This window comes from Bacillus sp. ES1-5 (assembly GCF_022487605.1).
In the GTDB taxonomy this organism is placed as follows: Bacteria; Bacillota; Bacilli; order Bacillales; family Bacillaceae_G; genus Bacillus_A; species Bacillus_A wiedmannii.
This window is the reverse complement of record NZ_JAKVPU010000001.1, coordinates 369,595-390,559: the sequence shown is the minus strand read 5'-3', so window position 1 is coordinate 390,559 and position 20,965 is coordinate 369,595. Positions and strand designations below refer to the sequence as shown.

Sequence of the window (20,965 nt, the reverse complement as noted above, 5' to 3'; positions counted from 1 at the left end):
GGAAAAGTTTGACAATAAAAGCATTATAAATTATCATATGAAAAAAACTAATATATAAAGTGGCATGGAAGAGAAGAGTAGTTAAGAAAGAATACGTACAGAGAGCTCTGGTAGCTGAGAAAGAGCGGTATACATCTTGACGAAAAAAGACTTGGAGCTGCGCAAGGAACTAATTTGTTTAGGGATGGTGCGACGGATTCTCCCGTTATAGAGATAGGGTATAAGCATATTTTGCCGTACCTGAAGAGGTTAATATGGCGACGTATTAACAAACTGAGGTGGTACCGCGAAGCTAACAACTCTCGTCCTCAAGATGAATAATCTTGGGGGTGGGAGTTTTTTTATTGCATAAATTTGAAAAAATGAAAACAAATAATAATTGAGGTGAATAACATATGCATTGGGCGTATGAAGTAGCACAGGAATTAATTAGAAAACATCCAAATAAAGAAACTTTTGTTTGCGCATCTGGAATCAGTCCATCTGGTTCTGTTCATATCGGGAACTTTCGCGAAATAATAACGACTTATTTCGTTGTAAGAGCACTTCAAGATTTAGGGAAAAAGACTCGTTTTATATTTTCATGGGATGATTATGATAGGTTTAGAAAAGTCCCTAAAAATATTGATCCATCTTTTGCAAAATATATTGGTATGCCATACTGTGATATTCCAGATCCATATGGCTGTCATAACTCGTATGCAGAGCATTTTGAAAAAGAGTTTGAGAAATCGCTTCAAGTATTTGGGATTGAAGTGGAATTCATATACCAACATGCTGAATATAGAAGCGGAAGGTATAACAAAAACATATTAGAGGCTTTATATAAAAGAAAAGAAATATATGATATTTTAATGAGATTTAAAACTGGGGAGTGTAGTGAAGAAGAGCGAGAGAGCTTTTATCCGGTTACGTTATATTGTGAGAGATGCAGGAAAGATGCAACAACGATTACACATTTTGATGAAGTATTAAAAACAGTACGGTATGAATGTGAATGTGGAAATGAAAATGAGTTATCGGTATTAAATACAAATAAAATGAAATTGAATTGGAAAATCGATTGGCCGATGAGGTGGACGATAGAGGATGTTATTTTTGAACCGGGTGGAAGAGATCATTCATCAGAAACGGGTAGTTATAATGTATCAAAGGAAATTGCGATGGAAATATTCAATCGTGAAGCTCCTCATTATGTTTCTTATGATTTCATTGGCATTAAAGGGAATCATGAAAAAATGTCTAGTTCTTCAGGGAATAGTATTACACCTAGCGAGCTGTTAAAAGTGTATTTGCCCGAAGTGATTCTTTTTATGTTTGCTAAATATAGACCAAACGCAGCTTTTCATATCGGCCTTGATGAAGATGTGATTCGCAATTATACAGAGTATGAACGATTAAAAGATAGTTATGAAAATAAAACGCTCAAAAATGAAGATTTATTTGATGCAATTAAACTCTCTAAAGTTGATAGCGGGTTTAAAGAGTATCCAAAGTTTAATCAGGTTGCTGGAACGTTACCGCTATTAAATTTTGATTCATCTATTTTACAAGGTATATTAGAAAAAACAGATAGGAGTTATGCATTAGTTGCTATGATAGCGATATGTAACCGCGCAGAGTATTGGATAAGAAACTTTCAATCTGAAAAATTAATTGCGGTAAATCAAGAGAGAAATACAGAGTTTTACAACACATTTGATGAAAGACAGAAAGAATGGTTAGTAGAAGTTTGCAACATACTTCGTTCTAACAAAGATTACTCTAACTTAATGGAACAATTGTATTCGATTTGTCATCATGAAAATAAAAAAATAATGAAAGAAAATCAAAAACAATTATTTATTATTATATATAGGCTCATTATAAATCAGTCTAGCGGCCCACGTATACCGTTATTAATACATGTAGTAGGCATTGAAAAATTCATCACATTATTAGATTTCTAAAAAATAAAGGAAACGCAAGTACTCAGAGATCTAAGCTAAGTACTTGCGTTTCATATTTTGCTACCGTGAATACATTTTCGGACATTCATCACCACGTGGTTCATAAAAACAATGACTTTTAAACTGTCCTACAAACGGCTGATTATACCATTCAGGTGGACAAGCACCAACTGGACGGAAATACCAAAGAGCCCAACGTGCTGGCCAGCGCCATTCACCTTGTAAAACTTTTCTAGCGATATCTTTTTCTGATTCACGAGCGCGTTGATAAAAATATCCGTATTGCACTGCTTCAAATCCGCCAGGGCTTTGATATACTGCATCACGTACAGATCGAAGTTGTTTAAAATCTAAGCAATCACAAAATACACGATTTACTACTACGCAGCCAACAAGTTGTTCACCTTGTCGACCTTCTCCTTCAGCTTCAGCACGAATTAAACGAGCTAGCAAATCAACATCGCTTTCGTTATATGGAATAAGGGGCATAGTGCTACCACCTTTCTTTACCTGTTATAGTAAAGAGTGTATGTATGAAAATAAGCTAGGTGCTTTTCTATATGTAAATTTATTAATTTTTCAAAGGAGCTTTTGTGAAAAAAGCTAATTAGTAATTGTAGACTAATATAAATGGGGAGAGATAAAATGTATCGAATTCATAAAGACCATATTATTTACGCAATGTCACCAGAAAATAAACCGTGTATGGAAGTAGAAATTGGGAGTCGTCTTGTATTTGAAACATATGATTGCTTTGAGAATCAAATTGATTCTGAAGATGTTGCGTTTCAAGAATTAGATTGGAGCCGAATTAATCCGGCGACTGGACCTGTATATATTAAAGGTGCAGAACCTGGTGATATTTTAGTCGTAACGATTGAAAAAATTAAAATTGCAGAGCAAGGCGTGTTAACTACAGGTGCAAATCTTGGTGTAATGGGTGAAGAGCTAAATGAAAATACAGTGAAAATTGTCCCAATACATAATGAACATGTTTTATTTTCAAATGAACTGCAAATCCCGATTAATCCAATGATTGGTGTAATTGGTACTGCGCCGAAAGAAGAGAGCATTTCATGTGGCACACCGCATGATCACGGCGGGAATATGGATTGTAAAGAGATAAAAGAAGGGACAACATTATTATTACCTGTAAATGTTCCTGGTGCTCTATTAGCATTAGGCGATTTACACGCAGCGATGGGTGATGGTGAAATTGGTGTTAGTGGAGTAGAGGTTGCTGGTGAGGTGACGGTAACTGTTCAGATTATAAAAGGAAAGAAATGGTCACTACCAATGGCGATCCAAAAAGAAAAACTTATGACGATTGCTTCAGAGAAATTGTTAGATGATGCAGCGAATCGCGCTGTACGTAATATGGTGACATTTTTACATGAAGAATTAGAAATGTCTAAAGCTGATGCAACACTTTTATTATCAGCTGCAGGCGATTTAAGAGTTTGCCAAGTTGTAGATCCACTGAAAACAGCACGAATGGAACTAGGTATGGACTATGTGGAGAAGCTAGGTTTTAATTTGAGTAAATTTCATATTAAATAAGAATAATAGAAGAAGGATACTGTTGTATAAAAGTATCCTTTTTTGATTTACGGATGATATAAAAACAGGTAGTATTTATTTTATATAATTGAATATAAGATTGTGGATCGAAAAAGGAGTAAACACATGGTTAAAATTATGATTGTAGAAGACGATATGAAAATTGCAGAACTATTATCAACACATGTCGCGAAATACGGGTATGAAGGAATTATTGTATCGGATTTTCAAAATGTATTAAACATTTTTTTAGAAGAACAACCAGAGTTAGTTTTATTAGATATTAATTTACCAAGTTTTGATGGGTACTATTGGTGTCGTCAAATTCGCGGAGTTTCTACATGTCCGATATTATTTATTTCGGCTCGTGAAGGCACGATGGATCAAGTTATGGCGCTTGAAAACGGTGGCGATGATTTCATTTCAAAGCCATTCCATTACGAAGTTGTAATGGCTAAAATTCGTAGTCATTTAAGACGTGCTTACGGAGATTATGCACCGAAAGTAGAAGAACGGATGGTTGAGCAACAAGGTCTTTGTTTATATCCCGAAAGGCTTGTATTGAAATTGCGTAATCAAGAGATTGATATAACGAGAAACGAAGCCATTTTATTAGAAATGTTAATGAAAAATTATCCGCGTGTTGTGGGTAGAGAAGTGTTGTTGAATAAATTATGGGATAGCGAATCTTATGTTGATGATAATACATTAAGTGTAAATACAACACGTGTGCGAAAAAAGTTAAAAACGTTACAGATTGAAGATGCGATTGAAACGATTCGTAGTGTCGGTTATAGATTACATATTACTTGGGATACTGGTATGGAGAAATGATAAGATTATTTATTCGTGATCATATACCACTTATTTGTTTTACAGCAATCCAATTACTAGCCATATTTCTTGTATATTGGTTTGATGGGCATAACCATATTGCAACGGCATTATATGCAATGTTTTTAGGTGTCTTTTTTATGGTAGGCTATTTAGTATTTCGTTATTTTACTCATCGTACTTTCTATGAAAGATTAGTAAATCCGTTGAACTCTTTGGATGAATCTGTTCAAAAATCAGATTTTGCAGCTTTATCTGATGCTCTTCAAGAACTACTTGAGGTGCAATATCGACATTATCAAAATCAGCTGCAAATACAAGAGAGAAAAAATAATGATCATTTAACTTTTATGAATCAGTGGATTCATCAAATGAAAACACCTTTATCTGTAATAGAATTAATTACACAAGATGAAGTCGATTCACGTTTTGAAAGTATAAATGAGGAAACAGATAGGCTGAAAAAGGGGTTAGAGATGGCTCTGTATGTCGCACGTTTAGAAGCATTTACACAAGATTTTTATGTGGAAAAAGTACAACTACATAAAATAGTGAATGATTCTGTACATGAACATAAACGCTTCTTTATCCGGAATTTTGTATATCCAGAGCTTAATATTGATAAGGACATTAGTGTAGAAAGTGATGCGAAATGGTTACAATTTTTAATTGGACAAATACTATCGAATGCGATTAAATATTCATCAGGTAGTAGAGAAAAGATTAAAGTGAAAGCTTGTAAGGAAGGTAATACAGTTATACTTGAAATTGCCGATAATGGCGTAGGGATACCGAAGCAAGATTTACCAAGAGTGTTTAAACCTTTCTTTACAGGAGAAAATGGCAGAGATTTTAAAGAATCAACTGGAATGGGGCTATATCTAGTATATGAAATTACGAAACAATTAGGACATAGTGTAGAAATCCATTCAGAAGTTGGTAAAGGTACCGTTGTACGAATTATATTTTTTAATGTGTAAATAAGAGAACTAGGCTAAAGAACTTTGGAGATAAGTTTTTTAGCCTTACTTTATCCCGCTTTAATGGGCAGTAAGATCCCCACCTCAAAATTCAGCGAAAGCAAAGAAGTTAGGGATCAACTGCCCATAAAAGTCCAATTGGTTCAACTAATAATCAGTGGGAGATGGAGAAAATCCCCGCTGATTAAAGTTTCACTTTATAGCGATTATATGAAATGGTAAAAGGTAATCTTAGTATGTATAATGACACGATAATAAATACGATTGTTAAATTAGAAATATTTAATAAAAAGCTGATAAATAGTTTTTGTAAGAAAAAAGCCACCCCCTTGAAAGAGATAGCTTCATGAATCTATCCTGTGAATAAGTGTATCAACATTAATAAGTATAATGTTCGAATTCGTGATATGTTTTGTGGATTATAATAGAATTAGTCTTTTGTTTTTTCATGATACAGTATTGTAATTAAGTAAACAAACTTAATAATGTATATCCAATTAATCCTAAAATAGTGATAGGAACCATCATTAAGAAAGAAGAAATTCGATTAGCATTAGAGCGTTCTAATACAAGAATCAAGATAATCCCGACTATCACTTCGGTATATCCAACAGGTAACATATGACTATAGTCTTCAAAATTTAAAAGAATGTGAAGTCCATCCGTTACAAAAACTCCACCAATAAGTGCACTTCCGAATTTATGAAGTGGATTTGTAGTATCTTTCCATAGAAAACCTGCAATTCCAAAGATAGTTCCTCCTATAAATGCACATACAATCCATACAGATATAAAATAAATAGAGTGAGCTACATTTTTAATAACTATTGCATAACCATAGTAGCCTAATACCATACCGAGTAGTGCAAGGATACCAGAAAGTATAGCTGTACGCTTAGAATAACTAAAGCTAGCCATAAAAAAGGATGGAACTAACCAAACGCTTCCTAGATTAGCTAATGAATTCCAATGTCCTGGAAGTATACCTTGCCCCAATTTAGTTAGTATACCAACAATAATCCCTACTATAATCGGGATGAGCAAAATCTTTAAAAACATATTTAACTTTGTGATTTTTAACGCCCTGTCCATAAAATCAACCCTTACATTAATATTTTCTGTAAATATATAATAGCTTATTACAATGGGGTAATCAATAAAAATTTATCGAAAAACAATAAGTGATTATTGGCTAACGAATAACATTTTGTTTTTATAATTAGGTGAATAAAATAGCAAAAACTCGTTACGCAACCAAATGGTAAATTAAATAATATATGCAAGTAATGAAATTGCCCAAAACAAGTAATTCAACTTAGTATAAATCTCTCGTATTTTTATGAAATGATTTATTATAAAAAAGAAACGAAAAGGGATTGATATATTTTCCTCCTGTTTTTATTTACGATTTATTAGAAGGAGGGCTTTTTTCCTAGTTGTGAACGTTAGGGGGATTGTAATGGATATTCGTAAAATGAAATATTTCATAACAGTGGCAGAAGAATTAAACTTTAGCCGTGCGGCAGAACGTCTTATGATGGCACAACCGCCTTTAAGTCAAGAAATTCGAAAGTTGGAAGAAGAATTAGGTGTTCAACTTCTTCACAGGACAAAGAGAATGGTTGAGCTTACTGATGCTGGGAAAATCTTTTTAGAAGGTGCGCGACAAACGCTACTTCAAGTAGAAAGAACGATTAAAGAAACTCAGCTTGTAGAGGAAGGGAAAATCGGGCATTTAATCATCGGTTTTGTCGATTCTACAGAAACGGTTATAAACATATTAATAACATTTCGAGAACGGTTTCCTAACATTCAGCTTATATTACGCGAGATGACAACAGACCAGCAAATAAAAGCACTCTATGAAAAACAAATTCATATTGGATTTATTCGTTCTAAGCAGAATAATGAAATATTATCTTCCGAAGTTTGTTCTAAAGAACGTTTAAAATTGGTTTTACATGAAAATCACGCATTAGTTTCGTTACCTAATATTTCTATTAAAGAACTAGTAGATGAACCATTTGTTTTATTTCCTCGTCATTTCGGTACTAACTTTTATGATTTAATTATTAGTTACTTTTGGGAGCATGGAGTAAGTTTAAATATTGTTCAAGAAGCAATTCAAATGCAGACGATTGTTAATTTAGTTGCAGCAGGAATGGGAATTTCTGTCGTTCCATCATCGGTGGAAAGTTATAAAAAATCGGGAGTCATATATAAAGACATTGAGGAACATACACCGGAAATAAACTTATACGCTGGATGGAGGCAGGATGAAAAGTCTGTCGTGCTCGAGAACTTCTTAGCAGTTGTTAGAGAGATTTATACGACTTCACAATTCGAAAAGTAAAGGCCCATCTTGATTGGATGGGCAGTAGTGATTTGGGAAAGGTACTATATTTATTGTTAAGTCACTGACGATTTAACCTGTTTTACTTGGGTCATACTCAATGAAACCTATTAGTACACTATCAATTTGACCCATAATTTCAGGTGACAATGTAACACTAGAAGCAATTACATTTTCTCTTATTTGCTCCGGATCTGAAGCGCCAATAATTGCAGAAGAAACAGCTGGATTTTGTAACACCCAAGCAATTGCGAGTTGAGATAGGGTGAGGTTAATTTCTTGTGCAATAGGGTTAAGTTTCTGGATAGCAGTAAGTACATCATCACTCATCCAACGTTGTACGAGTTTGTTGAAAAAGGGTTTTCCTGCATCTGAATTAGCACGTGATTGGGCGGGGAGTGGTTTACCTGGTTGATATTTTCCAGTGAGAATACCTTGTGCGAGGGGAGACCAAACAATTTGGCCAAGTCCTTCACGTTGACATGTTGGAATCACATTAGTTTCTATAACTCGCCACAACATCGAATATTGAGGTTGGCTAGCAATAAGAGGGATTTTCAATTCTCGTGCAAGTGCTGCACCGCGTGTGATTTGCTCCGATGTCCATTCACTTACGCCTAAATAAAGGACTTTCCCTTGTCTTACAAGATCTGAGAAAGCTAACATTGTTTCTTCCAGAGGTGTTGTTGTATCGAATCGATGTGCATAATAGACATCAATGTAGTCTGTATGTAGCCGTTGTAACGATGCATTACAATTTTCTATAATATGTTTTCGTGATAAACCTCGATCATTTTTTCCAGGTCCGGTCGGATGACATACTTTTGTACAAAGTTCTATACTTTCTCGGCGTATACCTTTCAAAGAGCGGCCAAGCACTTCCTCAGCAATAGTGTCTGAATAAACATCTGCAGTATCGAACGTTGTAATTCCAACATCTAATGCGGCTTTCACACATTCATTTGCAATATCTTCATTTACTTTTCCACCATGGTTTATCCAGTTACCATATGCAATCTTACTTACTGTTAATCCACTGTTTCCGAGTTTTCTAAATTCCATTGTAGAATCCCTCCTTAAAAATGATAACTTTATTATAAAAACTGAAATGTAGTATGTATAATATAAAATTAATCATACAGTTATATAAAAATTATATAAGAAGGAGTGCTTAGAAGTTTATTACTAGGGAAATCTAAAGCAAGTGGTACAGCAAATGTAATTTGTACTTTTTAAATATGAAGTTAAGAAATGATAAATAGACCTAGAAGAAAGCAATCTTTATAGCAGCACATATAATTCATTTACTCATACAGTACTATCATGGTACAATATGGTTACTAATGAAGGAAAGGAATGATGGGTGGACGATGATTAACTAATCTTATTTTTAAATGTTGAAATTCAATAAATTTCAATTTATAAAAAATAGGATTAGTCTGCCCAATTTCCATACAACGGTATTGCTATTTATGTTACGCAATAGCTTATTTGGGTATAAATATTTTAACGACTAATCCTGCCAAATTTATTTGGGAGGATTTTTTATTCTCCCTTAATGAAAGGGATCGGTATTATGAAAGAACTATTAAAATTAAATGATGTTTATGTTGAAATAAAGGAAAATACTTTGTTAGAGAAAATGAATGTGACAGTAAGACAAGGGGATATTATCGGATTAATTGGTAAAAACGGGGCTGGTAAATCAACGTTACTTCAATTAATAAATGGGAAGATTGAACCATCAAAAGGTACTGTTGAATGGATGCAAATGAATATGACAACAGCATATGTTGAACAAGAAAAAGAATCTTTCGTTAGTAAGGATATGATTGCAAAAGAAGCAGAACTACTTGCGAAATGGGGCGTGCCAACGAATGATTTTCTTACTTTAAGTGGTGGTGAAAAGCTGAAAGTTCGATTGGCAAAAGGATTTGCCGAAAATCCTAATGTCCTAATATTAGACGAACCGACAAATCATCTAGATGAGATGAGTACGGAATTTCTCATTAAACAAATAAAAAACATGAAAGGTACAGTCCTCGTCGTATCACATGATCGATATTTTTTAGATGTTATCGCAACAAGAATATGGTCAATTGAGGATAAGAAATTAATTGACCATAGCGGGAATTATACGAGTTATATGAAAGCTCGTGAGCATAAAAGAATGACGCAGCAGCGTGAATATGAAAAACAACAAAAAAAGATAGAACAAGTAGAAACGCATATAAAAGAATTAAGTTCATGGTCACAAAAGGCACATGCGCAGTCTACAAAACAAGAAGGAGTGAAAGAATTCTATCGCGTAAAGGCGAAGCGAATGGATGCACAAGTGAAGTCAAAACGAAAACGACTTGAAAAAGAGCTAGAGAAAACGAAAGTAGAACGTGTGAAAGAGGAGTATTCAGTTGAATTCTCTATTCAAGCGAGTAAAAAAGTAGGAAAACGTTTCTTAGAAGTAAAACAATTGCGGAAAGAATTTAACAATCGGACATTATTTGAAAACGTTAATTTTACAATCCAGCACGGTGAGAAGGTTGCGATTATTGGTCCGAATGGTAGCGGGAAAACAACTTTACTGAAGATGATAATGGGAAACGAAACTGCTGCAGGGGAAGTATGGATTTCACCATCTGCAAACATCGGTTATTTAACACAAGAAGTATTTGATTTACCACTTGATAAAACACCAGAAGATTTATTTTATAAAGAGACATTTGAAGGAAGAGGAAAAGTACAAAATTTAATGAAACATTTAGGGTTCCAAGCTTCTCAATGGAAAGAGCCGATTCAGCATATGAGTATGGGTGAACGAGTAAAATGTAAGCTAATGGCTTATATTTTAGATGAAAAAGATGTACTTATTCTAGATGAACCTACGAATCACCTTGATCTTCCTTCACGTGAACAACTTGAAAATACATTAGCTGAGTACAACGGAACACTCGTTATCGTTTCCCACGATCGATATTTTCTAGAGAAAACAACTAACACAAAACTCGTGTTTTTAAACAATACGATACAAAAGCAGCTAGAAGAACCTACGAAAACAAGAGATGAAATTGAAGAGCTACGTTTAACATTAGAAACAGAAAGACAAGAAGTATTAGGGAAATTAAGCTTTTTAACTTCTAAAGACAAAGAATATAAAGAACTAGATGAACGGTTTATGGAACTTACGAAGCAGATTAAGGCGCTTTAACGTAAGGAAGGGGGATTAAGATGGGAGAAGAGAGTTTGACTAAGTTATTTAGAATAGATTGTGGTGATCTATACCTACAAGAGTTTACGGTCAAAGATGCAGAGAGTATTTATAAAATAGCAAATCAACCAGAAATAGAAAAGTTTTTACCAGACTGGAAATCAACGAAAGAACAAAGAGTTAATTGGGTTACAAATGATGAAATACCAGAAAACAAAGCGTTTCTTCATGCTGTTAGAACTAGGACTAACATAGATGATCACATATTAAGACTAGGAATATTTAAGAAAACCACAAATGAATTTATTGGATGGTGCTGCACAGGCATGAAAGATGAACTCCCTGCACCGAACAGAGAAATTATGTATGCTGTTTCAAGTGAATATCATAATAATGGTTATGCAACGAAAGCGACAAAAGGCTTGATCGGTTATTTATTTGAAAATACAAATGTGGATGTCCTTAACGCGATTGCTTTAATTAAAAATGTGCCATCAAATAAAGTTATTGAAAAATGCGGGTTTACTTATTTGGGTCAACAGATGATAGAAAATCAAATTTATAATCATTATGTATTGAGTAAATCCGGAGGGATAAAAAATAGTGCTCTTTAAAGGGAGCGATTATGCAATGCAAAAAAGCTTAGAGCTAAAACTCTAAGCTTTTTTGCATTTATATAATAAAGATTTGATATAAGATTGTATTTTCTACCATTATACAATTATTATAAGATAGTTATGCGATAATTTTAGTTTGAAAACAGTTTTATTGTCAGTTTTTTTAGAAATCTTACAAGCGTGTAAGATAAATGAAAGATGAATCAATATGAGCTGTATGACAATTCATTTACACTTTATAGTGAGCAGTGCAAATGAAGGGAGAATATACATGGAAATTTTACATGCAAAAAGTATTAGTAAAGTATATAAAGGGAAAGTACCTTTTAAAGCATTAGTAGATATTGATTTATCAATTCAAGAAGGTGAATTTATAGGGATCATGGGGCCATCAGGTAGCGGGAAAACAACGTTATTAAATATGGTATCTACTATCGATTCTCCAACATCGGGAGAAATAGTAATAAACGGTACAAATCCTTTCCAATTATCATCAGAAGATTTAGCTTTATTCCGTAGGAAACAATTAGGATTTGTTTTTCAATCATTTAATTTACTTAGCACGCTTACAGTGAAGGAAAATATCGTATTGCCGATGACATTAGATGGCGTTTCTGTGCAAGAAATGAACAAACGCGTACAAGAAATTGCAGAGAAATTAAATATTACAGATATATTGAATAAAAGAACATTTGAAATATCTGGAGGGCAAGCTCAGCGAACAGCAATCGCTCGTGCGATTGTTCATAAGCCGCAATTATTACTTGCGGATGAGCCAACAGGGAACTTGGATTCTAAATCTTCAAATGATGTAATGGAGATGCTCGATACGCTTAATAAAGAAGAAAAAGCAACGATGATGTTAGTGACACATGATCCGTATGCAGCGAGCTTTTGCAGCAGAGTAATTTTTATTAAAGATGGTCAACTATATAATGAAATTTATTGTGGCGAAAGCAGGCAAGCGTTTTATCAAAAAATTATGGATGTCCTTTCTTTGTTAGGAGGGAAAAGGCATGACTTTTCGTCAGTTCGCATTTAATAATATTTTTCGTAATAAGCGTACATATGCAGCTCATTTTTTGAGTAGTGCATTTTCTATTATGATTTTCTTCACGTATGCTCTGTTATTATTTCACCCTGATTTACAAGGGGAATTAAAATCAACAAGTGCAACAATAAGTGCATACGGTACATTGGGATTTTCAGTTTCGCAAGGCTTGATTTTTGTATTTTCATTTTTCTTCATTCTATATTCAGTGAGTTCATTTTTAAAAACGCGTAAGAAAGAATTTGGCATATTAATGATGCAAGGTATGTCAATGAGACAACTTAAGAAGTTATTGTTAATTGAAAATATGTTAATTGGACTTGGTTCAATTTGTATAGGGATTTTCATTGGACTCATATTTTCTAAACTAGTCTTATTGATAAGCGCAAGTGTATTAATGATTAATAATGGTTTACCTTTTTATATACCAGTGCAGGCTGTATTTTTAACAGTTATCACATTCCTTTTCTTGTTTTTAATCGTTTCACTTTTTACATTTAAAATGGTAAAAGTAACAGAACTTGTGGAACTTATTCAAGCGGAGGAAAAGCCAAAACCTGAACCGAAATCTTCAATTTTATTATCACTATTTTCTTTAATTAGTATAGGATATGGATATTTTTCAGTATTTCGTTTCATCCCAAGTTCCAATTTTATTACGCTTGGAATAGGTGTGATCCTAGTAATTATAGGAACGTACTTTTTATATACACAGTGTAGCGTTTATATATTGCATCTTGCGAAAAAGAGTGAATCTTTCTTTTTAAAGAGAACAAATATATTAACATTTTCTGAATTAATTTACCGTATGAAAGATAATGCAACGATGTTTTTTATAGTATCTATTGTTTCAGCAGTTGCATTTACAGCGATTGGTACAACAGCTGCAATTGGAAATAGGGATTTGGTAAGGATGACAAATCCGTATACCTTTTTGTATGGAAGTTTTGAAAACGACAAAGTATTAAATAAAAATCTTTCTATTATAAAAAAACACCTTTCTGATGCTAATATTCCGTATCGAATGGCTTCATCTTCATATATATACACAGAAAGTAACGTGAATATAATGAAATTAAGTGAATATAACGATCTTGCAAAAGCACTTGGGTATCAACAAGAAACGATTGAAAAAGAAGATGAAATTATATTAATTCCTGGAGTTGTATCACAAAAACAAGAATTTAAAAATGGCGAGTATAAAAAGAATATAGAAGTCATTCAAGGTGACTGGACGAAGACATTTCATGTGAAAAAAGCTGTAGAAAATTTAGTTTTACCACATAATTCTAGAAGTATTTATATCGCTGTTCAAGATCAGGTATATGATGGAATACCTTTTACTAGTGACCCAGTTAATCAAGATAGTCCATTTCGTACTTACGGATTTGTTGTAGACGATTGGATGAAAACGAAGAAAATTTCAAACGAATTAATTAGTACATTCGAGGAAGATATGAGAGAAGGTAATTTCCAATTTCGAGCTTTAACTATAGACTTGTTAAGTGCAAAGCAAACGAATGGGCTATTACTTATGGCAAGTGTTTTAGTCGGAATCGTCTTCTTTACATTCGCCGCTAGTTTTATTTATTTCAGATTATATACAGATTTGGATCGCGATCAACAGCAATATAAAATGATTTCGAAAATGGGATTAAGTAAACGAGAATTAAAAAAAGTTGTAACGAGACAGTTAGTATTAATGTTCTTCTTACCAATTATTGTTGCAGTAATTCATACTGTAGTTGCTTATATGGCATTACAACAATTAGTAGACTTTTCTATTTTAAATAGTTCTATCATGATTTTAATTTCATTTATATGTATACAAGTTTTATATTTCTTTATAACCCGTTGGCGTTATCTGCAAAAGCTGTATAAGGTTATGGAGCAATAGAGTATAGTAGCTTGTAAGACTACACAAAAGTACGTAAAAAATGAACTGTATGATGAAAGGAAACGCGATGAGAAGAACTTTAACTATTTGTATGTTAACGATACTATTTTTAATAAGTTTTAGTGCATGCACTAAAAAGGAAAATCCATTTCCTGCAAACGGTTTATTAATCATTGGGGATGAGAATAAAACTTCGCCAATTATTAATCGTTATCAAGAAATTACAAAAGAAAATGAAGTGTTTTCTGTGAAAAAAGGTAAATTTGGAAATGGCCAAGTATTAATTTTAAATGAATCTACTGCACAAGCATTAATTAAAGCAAAAGTTTTTCGCAAACGAGATAATAGTTCCAATTATATAACTATAAATAAGTTACCGCAATTCCCGAAAGAGGGTTCGTTACTGTTTGCACAAGAAGACGAAAAGAATTTGAAAAGTATTGAATTAGAAGGAAAAGAGATTTCTGTTAAATATGATAGTGATGCTTGGATAGGTAATACTCGTATATATCCAACTCAATGGTATGTAATGGTAACAAGAAATAGTTTGTATAAGGAAATAAAAGCAAATGAAACGAATATGCAACTTCTACATCTGAAAAAGTATTTAGGTGATGAAAAACCTAAAATGTCGACAGATAATACATTAGTTAATGAAAATGTTAAAGCAAAAAAGCTAATTAAAGGTTTGGAAGGAGAAGTATCTTTTCAGTTTGTAACAATTGAAGAAAAATCTTAAAAAAGAGTTCGAGGTTGATAGAAACTTTATCAACCTCGAACTCTTTTTAGTTTATAGGCCCGTTTATTACATTACTTCATTTAAATGAGTCTCATTCGTTTCTTCAATCGTATTTGAATGTTGAATTGAATTATTTTGAGCTTCCTTTTCTTTACGTACTTTTTGTAGCATTTCAAGGATGATCCATAAAGGAACACCTTTATCTTTTAACATTTTCCATAAATCTAATTCGTTAAATTTATGCACAGGCTGTTTCATGTCTTTTTCAGATGAACGAATATCGAATTTGATAGGATCATTTGCTTTCTTACCTTCAAGTTTAGTAGAAGAGATAGTATTATGCTCAAGATTAAATGGAGTTATTTTAGTAGGTTGAGATAATGTATGAATGTTTGATCCGATTTGCATGCTTTTCCCTCCTTTTCAAGCATTGAAATTATTTTTCTTATGATTTTTAAATCCTTATATCATGAGGAAACTATAACTAATTATAAATTCAAATAATCAGATTTACAAGTTGTATTGTAAAAAGTAATTGTTTACTTGAATTAATATTTATCAACATTTGTGTATGTTTTCTATATATACAATGTATATAAAATACTTTACATTATGTTTAAGTTATAAACGAATTGTGTTTTTCTTTTTTATAGAAAAATGTAAACGTTTTATTAGGGGGAGGAATCATGGGGAAATTATTATTAAAAATATGTTTATTTGCAATAGGGACTGTGTTTTTATTCACAGCAAAAGCAATTTACGCTGAAGAAAGGCAACAAAATAATTATCCTATCATATTAGTGAATGGATTTGCTGGGTGGGGTAGAGAGGAAATGTTAGGGGTTAAATATTGGGGTGGTGTTCATGATATACAGGAAGATTTGAAACGCAATGGTTATACGGTACATACCGCAGCTGTTGGACCTGTTTCTAGTAACTGGGATCGTGCATGTGAATTATATGCGCAAATTAACGGTGGTACAGTAGACTACGGTGCCGCACATGCTGAGAAACATGGACATAATCGTTTTGGCAGAACTTATAGTGGTTTTGCACCGAATTGGAGTGAAACAAATAAAGTTCATTTAGTTGGGCATAGCATGGGCGGACAAACGATTAGAACATTAGTACAGCTATTAAAAGAAGGAAGTTTTGAAGAAAAAAATCATGTAAAAAATCACCCGAACACAAAAATATCACCACTATTTGAGGGCGAGAAATCATACGTTCATAGTGTTACAACATTAGCAACTCCTCACAATGGCACAACACTGGCGGATGGTAGTCTTCTACTGCCGTTCGTTAAAGATTTACTCATTACAGCTGCAAGTTTAGGAGGAAACAATAATTTATCATTATACGATTTTAAATTGGATCAATGGGGGTTAAAAAAGAATACTGGAGAGTCCTCTTTCCATTATACTGATCGTATTTTAAATAGTTCAATTTGGAAAAATACAAAAGACATTAGTCAATGGGATTTAAGTACTGATGGTGCAAAGGAGCTTAATAATTGGGTAAAGACGCAATCAGATGTGTATTACTTATCATATAGTGGACATGCATCGCAAGCTGCACTTATAACTGGTTTGCATCTACCTCATATAACGATGAATAAAGTATTAATGGGAAATGCATTCTTCTTAGGTTCTTACGCAAGATATGAAGAGAATCGACCAGTAATAAATACTTCTTGGTGGCAAAATGATGGTGTAGTAAATACAAATTCTATGATTGCACCTTCTTCTAATACTGCTGTAAATAATAATGAGATTTTACAGATTGGAAAATGGAATCATATCGAAACGAAAGAAAATTGGGACCATCTCGACATGGTAGGATTAAGTGTTTCAGATACGTTAGGTTTTTCTAGCATTCAAGAGTTTTATAGAACAATTGCAGAAAAGTTATCAAGATTACCGAAATAGGTAATAATAAAGCGCTCTCGATGGAATTCGAGGGCGCTTTATATTATATTGAAAGAGGGATATGGTAGAAAAATATGGGGGTATATTATGAAAATTCAAGTTGTATTATCAGGATATGGAACAGTTGGCAGAGAGTTTGTAAAATTATTAAACGAAAAATATTCATATATATATGAAACATATAGGATTCAATTAGTTGTAAGTGGCGTATTAGGTAGAAATATTGCAATACATAATGAGGACGGATTATCTATTCAGCACTTATTAATGTATGGTGGCGGTAGCGCTGCAATTGAAGAATACATTGAACATCATCCAGAGGAACGAGCAACAACTAGCATAAGTGGAACTGTATTAGTAGAATCAACCGTTACAAATCTTAAAGATGGAAATCCAGGAAAACAATATATAAAACAAGCGATTGAAAAACAAATGGATATAGTAGCAATTTCAAAAGGTGCACTCGTTACAAACTGGAGAGAACTAAATGAAGCAGCAAAAATCGCAAATGTACGAATTCGATATAGTGGTGCAACTGCTGCGGCATTACCGACACTTGATATTGGTCAATTTAGTTTAGCTGGTTGCCATATTGAAAAAATAGAAGGAATATTAAACGGGACTACAAATTATATTCTTTCGAAAATGAATGAGGAAGATATTACGTTTGAAGAAGCACTGAAAGAAGCGCAAAGTAAAGGAATTGCTGAAACGAACCCAATATTAGATGTAAGTGGTTCTGATAGTGCGTGTAAATTGTTACTTTTGACAAACAGTTTAATGGGAACGGAAAATACGCTTACCGATATACATATAAAAGGAATCGAGCATGTTACAAAACAACAAATTCGAAATGCTAAAGAACAGAATAAATATATTAAATTAATAGCTTCAGCATATAAGGATAAGGATGGTAAAGTGGCTCTTCATGTGGAACCGTACGAAATAGATAAAGATCATCCGCTAGCAAAAGTAAATGGGACAGAAAAAGGAATTACGTTCTTTACAGATACGATGGGGCAAGTTACTACAATTGGTGGTGCTTCCAATCCACGCGGAGCCGCAGCAGCAGCTTTAAAAGATATTATTAACTTATATCGTAAAGATTTGTACCGTATTAATGAGGGGTAATATCCCCATGGATTACTAGCCTTCACTTTATAAAACCGTACCGCCCTTTATAAAAAATACATATGTAGTGGACCTTTTGAGAAAGAAATAAATATGCAAAAATGATTGCAGGGGGTAAGGAATTGTTTAAAGATTTTAAAGTTGTGAAAGATCGTCCCGTTTATATTCAATTGAAAGATTATTTGAAAAAGATGATTATGAAAGGTCATTTGCTCGGGGATCAAAAAATCCCTTCAACTAGGGAACTAAGTGAATTACTAAGTGTGAGTAGAAATACTGTACTCGCTGCTTATGCGGATTTAGAGCAAGAAGGACTCATTTATGCAGTTAAAGGTAAAGGGAATTTTGTAGCGAAGGTTGATATATCGAACACTTCGTCTGTTGAAATAGATTGGAAAAATAAACTTAATACAGTTACCTTATTAGCGGATGAATTAGATTTAATGAAACATGGTGTTCGCTGGGAAAAAGGAATGATTGTTTTTAATAGCATTGCTCCGGACGAAAAGCTATTTGATGTGGAAAATTTCAAAAGAGCTTTTCTTACTCGTATGTCCATTGAAGGGGATATCGTATTAAACTACGGATACGCAAAAGGTTATAGACCTTTAATGAATTATCTACTTCATTATATGGAAATGAAAGGTGTAGATATTTCGAACAAAGATATTTTAATTACAAATGGATTTACAGAAGGATTAGACATCGTGCTATCCTCGTTATCGAAGAAATCAGGGCGGGTTATTTGTGAGAATCCAACTCACCATGCTGCATTGAAGCTTTTCCGTTTACATGGACTTGAAGTTCACGGAATTAATATGAATGAAGATGGCATCGATACGAACGAAGTAGAAAAAAGTTTGCGTGAAAAAGAGTTTGATTTCGCATATTTAATTCCTTCCTATCATAATCCAACCGGAATTGTTACGAGTTCGGAGAAAAGAACGGAACTGATGAGATTATTCTCCAAATATAAAGTTCCTATTATAGAAGATGGATTTAATGAAGAGCTACGTTATTCAGGTTCACACTTAGCGCCATTATTAACTTTTGCTGGCGCTGGTAATAATGTAATTTATATTAGTAGCTTTTCAAAGGTACTTTTCCCTGGTTTACGTGTAGGCTGGATCATCGCAGATAAAGAACTGATTCATCATTTAGAAAGTGTAAAAAGAGCAAGAACGATTCACACATCTACGTTAGATCAAGCTGTTCTATTTCAATATTTACATGAAGGATATTTTGAAAAATATTTAAAAAAGGCAAGATCTGTTTATAAGAAAAAATATGAGTTAGCTGTTGGGGCGTGTAACGAGTACATTCCGTTTCAAAGAATGACCGGTGATGGTGGACTTCATTTATTTATAGAGTTAGAAGAAAAAATTCATGCCCGCACACTTTTACAAAAGTGTTATGAGCAAGGGGTTACATTTTCTCCTGGAGATGTTTTTTATTCTGATGGAGGAGGAGCAACTACTTTTCGATTAGGATTTTCACGTCTGAAAGAAGAAGAAATAGTTCGTGGAATCAAAATAATCGGTGATACAATAAAAACTGAAATTTGGAGTTGAGGAAATGAGAATTGGCGTTATTATGGGTGGAGTATCCTCTGAAAAACAAGTATCAATTATGACTGGAAATGAAATGATTGCAAATTTAGATAAAAATAAATATGAAATCGTACCAATTACGTTAAATGAAAAAATGGATTTAATCGAAAAAGCGAAAGACATTGATTTTGCGCTGCTCGCATTACACGGAAAATACGGAGAAGATGGGACGGTTCAAGGCACGCTTGAAAGTTTAGGTATTCCTTATAGCGGGAGCAATATGTTATCTAGCGGTATATGTATGGACAAAAATATTTCGAAAAAGATTTTACGCTATGAAGGTATAGAAACACCCGATTGGATTGAACTTACAAAAATGGCGGATCTAAATGTTGATGAATTAAATACGTTAGGGTTTCCATTAGTGGTAAAACCAAACTCTGGTGGCTCAAGTGTTGGGGTAAAGATTGTATATGATAAAGATGAATTAATTTCAATGCTGGAAACTGTGTTTGAATGGGATTCTGAAGTTGTAATAGAGAAGTATATAAAAGGTGACGAGATTACATGTTCAATTTTTGATGGAAAACAGTTACCTATCATTTCAATTCGACATGCGGCGGAGTTCTTTGATTACAATGCGAAATATGATGATGCTAGTACAATTGAAGAAGTTATCGAACTTCCAGATGAATTGAAGGAACGTGTAAACAAAGCGTCACTGGCTTGTTATAAAGCATTGAAATGCAGCGTTTATGCAAGGGTGGATATGATGGTAAAGGACGGAACTCCATATGTAATGGAGGTTAATACATTACCAGGGATGACACAAGCAAGTTTACTACCGAAAAGTGCAGATGCAGCTGGTATTCATTATAGTAAACTATTAGATATGATTATTGAAACTTCATTAAAAGTAAGAAAAGAAGAAGGGTTTTAAGTAGCAGTTTCATGAATGTTTTTGACAGTAACATGAAGTATGTTATGATGAATACAATACGAAAATTAAATATTTATCCACTAGGGGGGCCTATTATAGGCTGAGATCAAATGAGAATTTGAGACTCTTAGTACCTGATCTGGTTAATACTAGCGTAGGGAAGTGGAAAGACATTACTATTTTATGAATAAATACTGTCAATTTCACTTTCTTTACGTTTGTAAAGAAAGT

General features: G+C 33.3%; 18 protein-coding genes, 1 riboswitch and 1 other annotated feature. Of the genes, 14 read left to right on the top strand and 4 right to left on the bottom strand.

The window, feature by feature from the left end; all coding sequences use genetic code 11:
- The first annotated feature begins 56 nt into the window (after positions 1-56).
- Positions 57-313 (top strand) — a binding site (T-box leader).
- An 82-nt stretch (positions 314-395) separates the two neighbouring features.
- Entirely contained in the window at positions 396-1,949 is a 1,554-nt protein-coding gene (lysS, locus tag MKO96_RS02145; RefSeq protein WP_240586514.1) for a lysine--tRNA ligase, read from the top strand.
- A gap of 60 nt (positions 1,950-2,009) precedes the next feature.
- Here lysS and MKO96_RS02140 read toward each other — a convergent pair whose 3' ends face one another.
- The gene (locus MKO96_RS02140; RefSeq protein ID WP_048547071.1) at positions 2,010-2,438 is read right to left on the bottom strand and encodes a cell wall hydrolase; all 429 of its coding nucleotides are present in this window, start codon (positions 2,436-2,438) and stop codon (positions 2,010-2,012) included.
- Between the two features lie 156 nt (positions 2,439-2,594).
- Here MKO96_RS02140 and MKO96_RS02135 point away from each other — a divergent pair, with 156 nt between their 5' ends.
- The 3 genes from MKO96_RS02135 to MKO96_RS02125 all read left to right on the top strand — a co-directional run bounded on the left by MKO96_RS02135 (position 2,595) and on the right by MKO96_RS02125 (position 5,323).
- Complete coding sequence (locus MKO96_RS02135; RefSeq protein ID WP_087980515.1) at positions 2,595-3,509, top strand: acetamidase/formamidase family protein; 915 nt, start codon at positions 2,595-2,597, stop codon at positions 3,507-3,509.
- Positions 3,510-3,635: 126 nt separating this feature from the next.
- The gene (locus tag MKO96_RS02130) at positions 3,636-4,343 is read left to right on the top strand and encodes a response regulator transcription factor (protein ID WP_000238985.1); all 708 of its coding nucleotides are present in this window, start codon (positions 3,636-3,638) and stop codon (positions 4,341-4,343) included.
- The gene (locus MKO96_RS02125; RefSeq protein ID WP_087980516.1) at positions 4,340-5,323 is read left to right on the top strand and encodes a sensor histidine kinase; all 984 of its coding nucleotides are present in this window, start codon (positions 4,340-4,342) and stop codon (positions 5,321-5,323) included. Before MKO96_RS02130 ends, MKO96_RS02125 begins: the two co-directional genes overlap by 4 nt.
- 465 nt (positions 5,324-5,788) lie before the next feature.
- On the opposite strand, the gene MKO96_RS02120 is transcribed toward MKO96_RS02125, so the two are convergent.
- Positions 5,789-6,415, bottom strand: a complete 627-nt coding sequence (locus MKO96_RS02120) for a DUF6518 family protein (protein WP_240586513.1) — start codon at positions 6,413-6,415, stop codon at positions 5,789-5,791.
- 367 nt (positions 6,416-6,782) lie between these two features.
- Between MKO96_RS02120 and MKO96_RS02115 the strand changes: the two genes are divergently transcribed.
- A complete protein-coding gene (locus MKO96_RS02115; RefSeq protein WP_087980518.1) occupies positions 6,783-7,676 on the top strand; it encodes a LysR family transcriptional regulator in 894 nt (297 codons plus the stop codon).
- A gap of 72 nt (positions 7,677-7,748) precedes the next feature.
- Here the strand turns inward: MKO96_RS02115 and MKO96_RS02110 are convergent, their stop codons facing one another.
- The gene (locus tag MKO96_RS02110) at positions 7,749-8,738 is read right to left on the bottom strand and encodes an aldo/keto reductase family protein (protein ID WP_240586512.1); all 990 of its coding nucleotides are present in this window, start codon (positions 8,736-8,738) and stop codon (positions 7,749-7,751) included.
- A gap of 514 nt (positions 8,739-9,252) precedes the next feature.
- Here MKO96_RS02110 and abc-f point away from each other — a divergent pair.
- From abc-f to MKO96_RS02085, 5 genes are all read left to right on the top strand, one after another.
- Positions 9,253-10,881, top strand: coding sequence for a ribosomal protection-like ABC-F family protein (gene abc-f / locus MKO96_RS02105; RefSeq protein WP_240586511.1), 1,629 nt, complete (start codon positions 9,253-9,255; stop codon positions 10,879-10,881).
- A gap of 20 nt (positions 10,882-10,901) precedes the next feature.
- Positions 10,902-11,495: a GNAT family N-acetyltransferase gene (locus MKO96_RS02100; protein ID WP_087980520.1), complete on the top strand. Its 594-nt coding sequence runs from the start codon at positions 10,902-10,904 to the stop codon at positions 11,493-11,495.
- 274 nt (positions 11,496-11,769) lie between these two features.
- The gene (locus MKO96_RS02095; RefSeq protein WP_087980521.1) at positions 11,770-12,540 is read left to right on the top strand and encodes an ABC transporter ATP-binding protein; all 771 of its coding nucleotides are present in this window, start codon (positions 11,770-11,772) and stop codon (positions 12,538-12,540) included.
- A complete protein-coding gene (locus tag MKO96_RS02090) occupies positions 12,515-14,446 on the top strand; it encodes an ABC transporter permease (protein WP_240586510.1) in 1,932 nt (643 codons plus the stop codon). Before MKO96_RS02095 ends, MKO96_RS02090 begins: the two co-directional genes overlap by 26 nt.
- 67 nt (positions 14,447-14,513) lie before the next feature.
- Complete coding sequence (locus tag MKO96_RS02085) at positions 14,514-15,185, top strand: lipoprotein BA_5634 family protein (RefSeq protein ID WP_240586509.1); 672 nt, start codon at positions 14,514-14,516, stop codon at positions 15,183-15,185.
- A 66-nt stretch (positions 15,186-15,251) separates the two neighbouring features.
- Here the strand turns inward: MKO96_RS02085 and MKO96_RS02080 are convergent, their stop codons facing one another.
- The gene (locus tag MKO96_RS02080) at positions 15,252-15,593 is read right to left on the bottom strand and encodes a DUF3914 domain-containing protein (protein WP_087980523.1); all 342 of its coding nucleotides are present in this window, start codon (positions 15,591-15,593) and stop codon (positions 15,252-15,254) included.
- A gap of 278 nt (positions 15,594-15,871) precedes the next feature.
- Here MKO96_RS02080 and MKO96_RS02075 point away from each other — a divergent pair, with 278 nt between their 5' ends.
- From MKO96_RS02075 to ddlB, 4 genes are all read left to right on the top strand, one after another.
- The gene (locus tag MKO96_RS02075; RefSeq protein ID WP_240586508.1) at positions 15,872-17,113 is read left to right on the top strand and encodes an esterase/lipase family protein; all 1,242 of its coding nucleotides are present in this window, start codon (positions 15,872-15,874) and stop codon (positions 17,111-17,113) included.
- 87 nt (positions 17,114-17,200) lie between these two features.
- A complete protein-coding gene (locus tag MKO96_RS02070) occupies positions 17,201-18,244 on the top strand; it encodes a homoserine dehydrogenase (RefSeq protein WP_087980525.1) in 1,044 nt (347 codons plus the stop codon).
- A 122-nt stretch (positions 18,245-18,366) separates the two neighbouring features.
- Entirely contained in the window at positions 18,367-19,815 is a 1,449-nt protein-coding gene (gene pdxR, locus MKO96_RS02065; RefSeq protein ID WP_240586507.1) for a MocR-like pyridoxine biosynthesis transcription factor PdxR, read from the top strand.
- Between the two features lie 4 nt (positions 19,816-19,819).
- Positions 19,820-20,734, top strand: a complete 915-nt coding sequence (ddlB, locus tag MKO96_RS02060) for a D-alanine--D-alanine ligase (RefSeq protein WP_240586506.1) — start codon at positions 19,820-19,822, stop codon at positions 20,732-20,734.
- A gap of 72 nt (positions 20,735-20,806) precedes the next feature.
- Positions 20,807-20,912, top strand: a riboswitch (TPP riboswitch).
- The last annotated feature ends 53 nt before the right edge of the window (positions 20,913-20,965 follow it).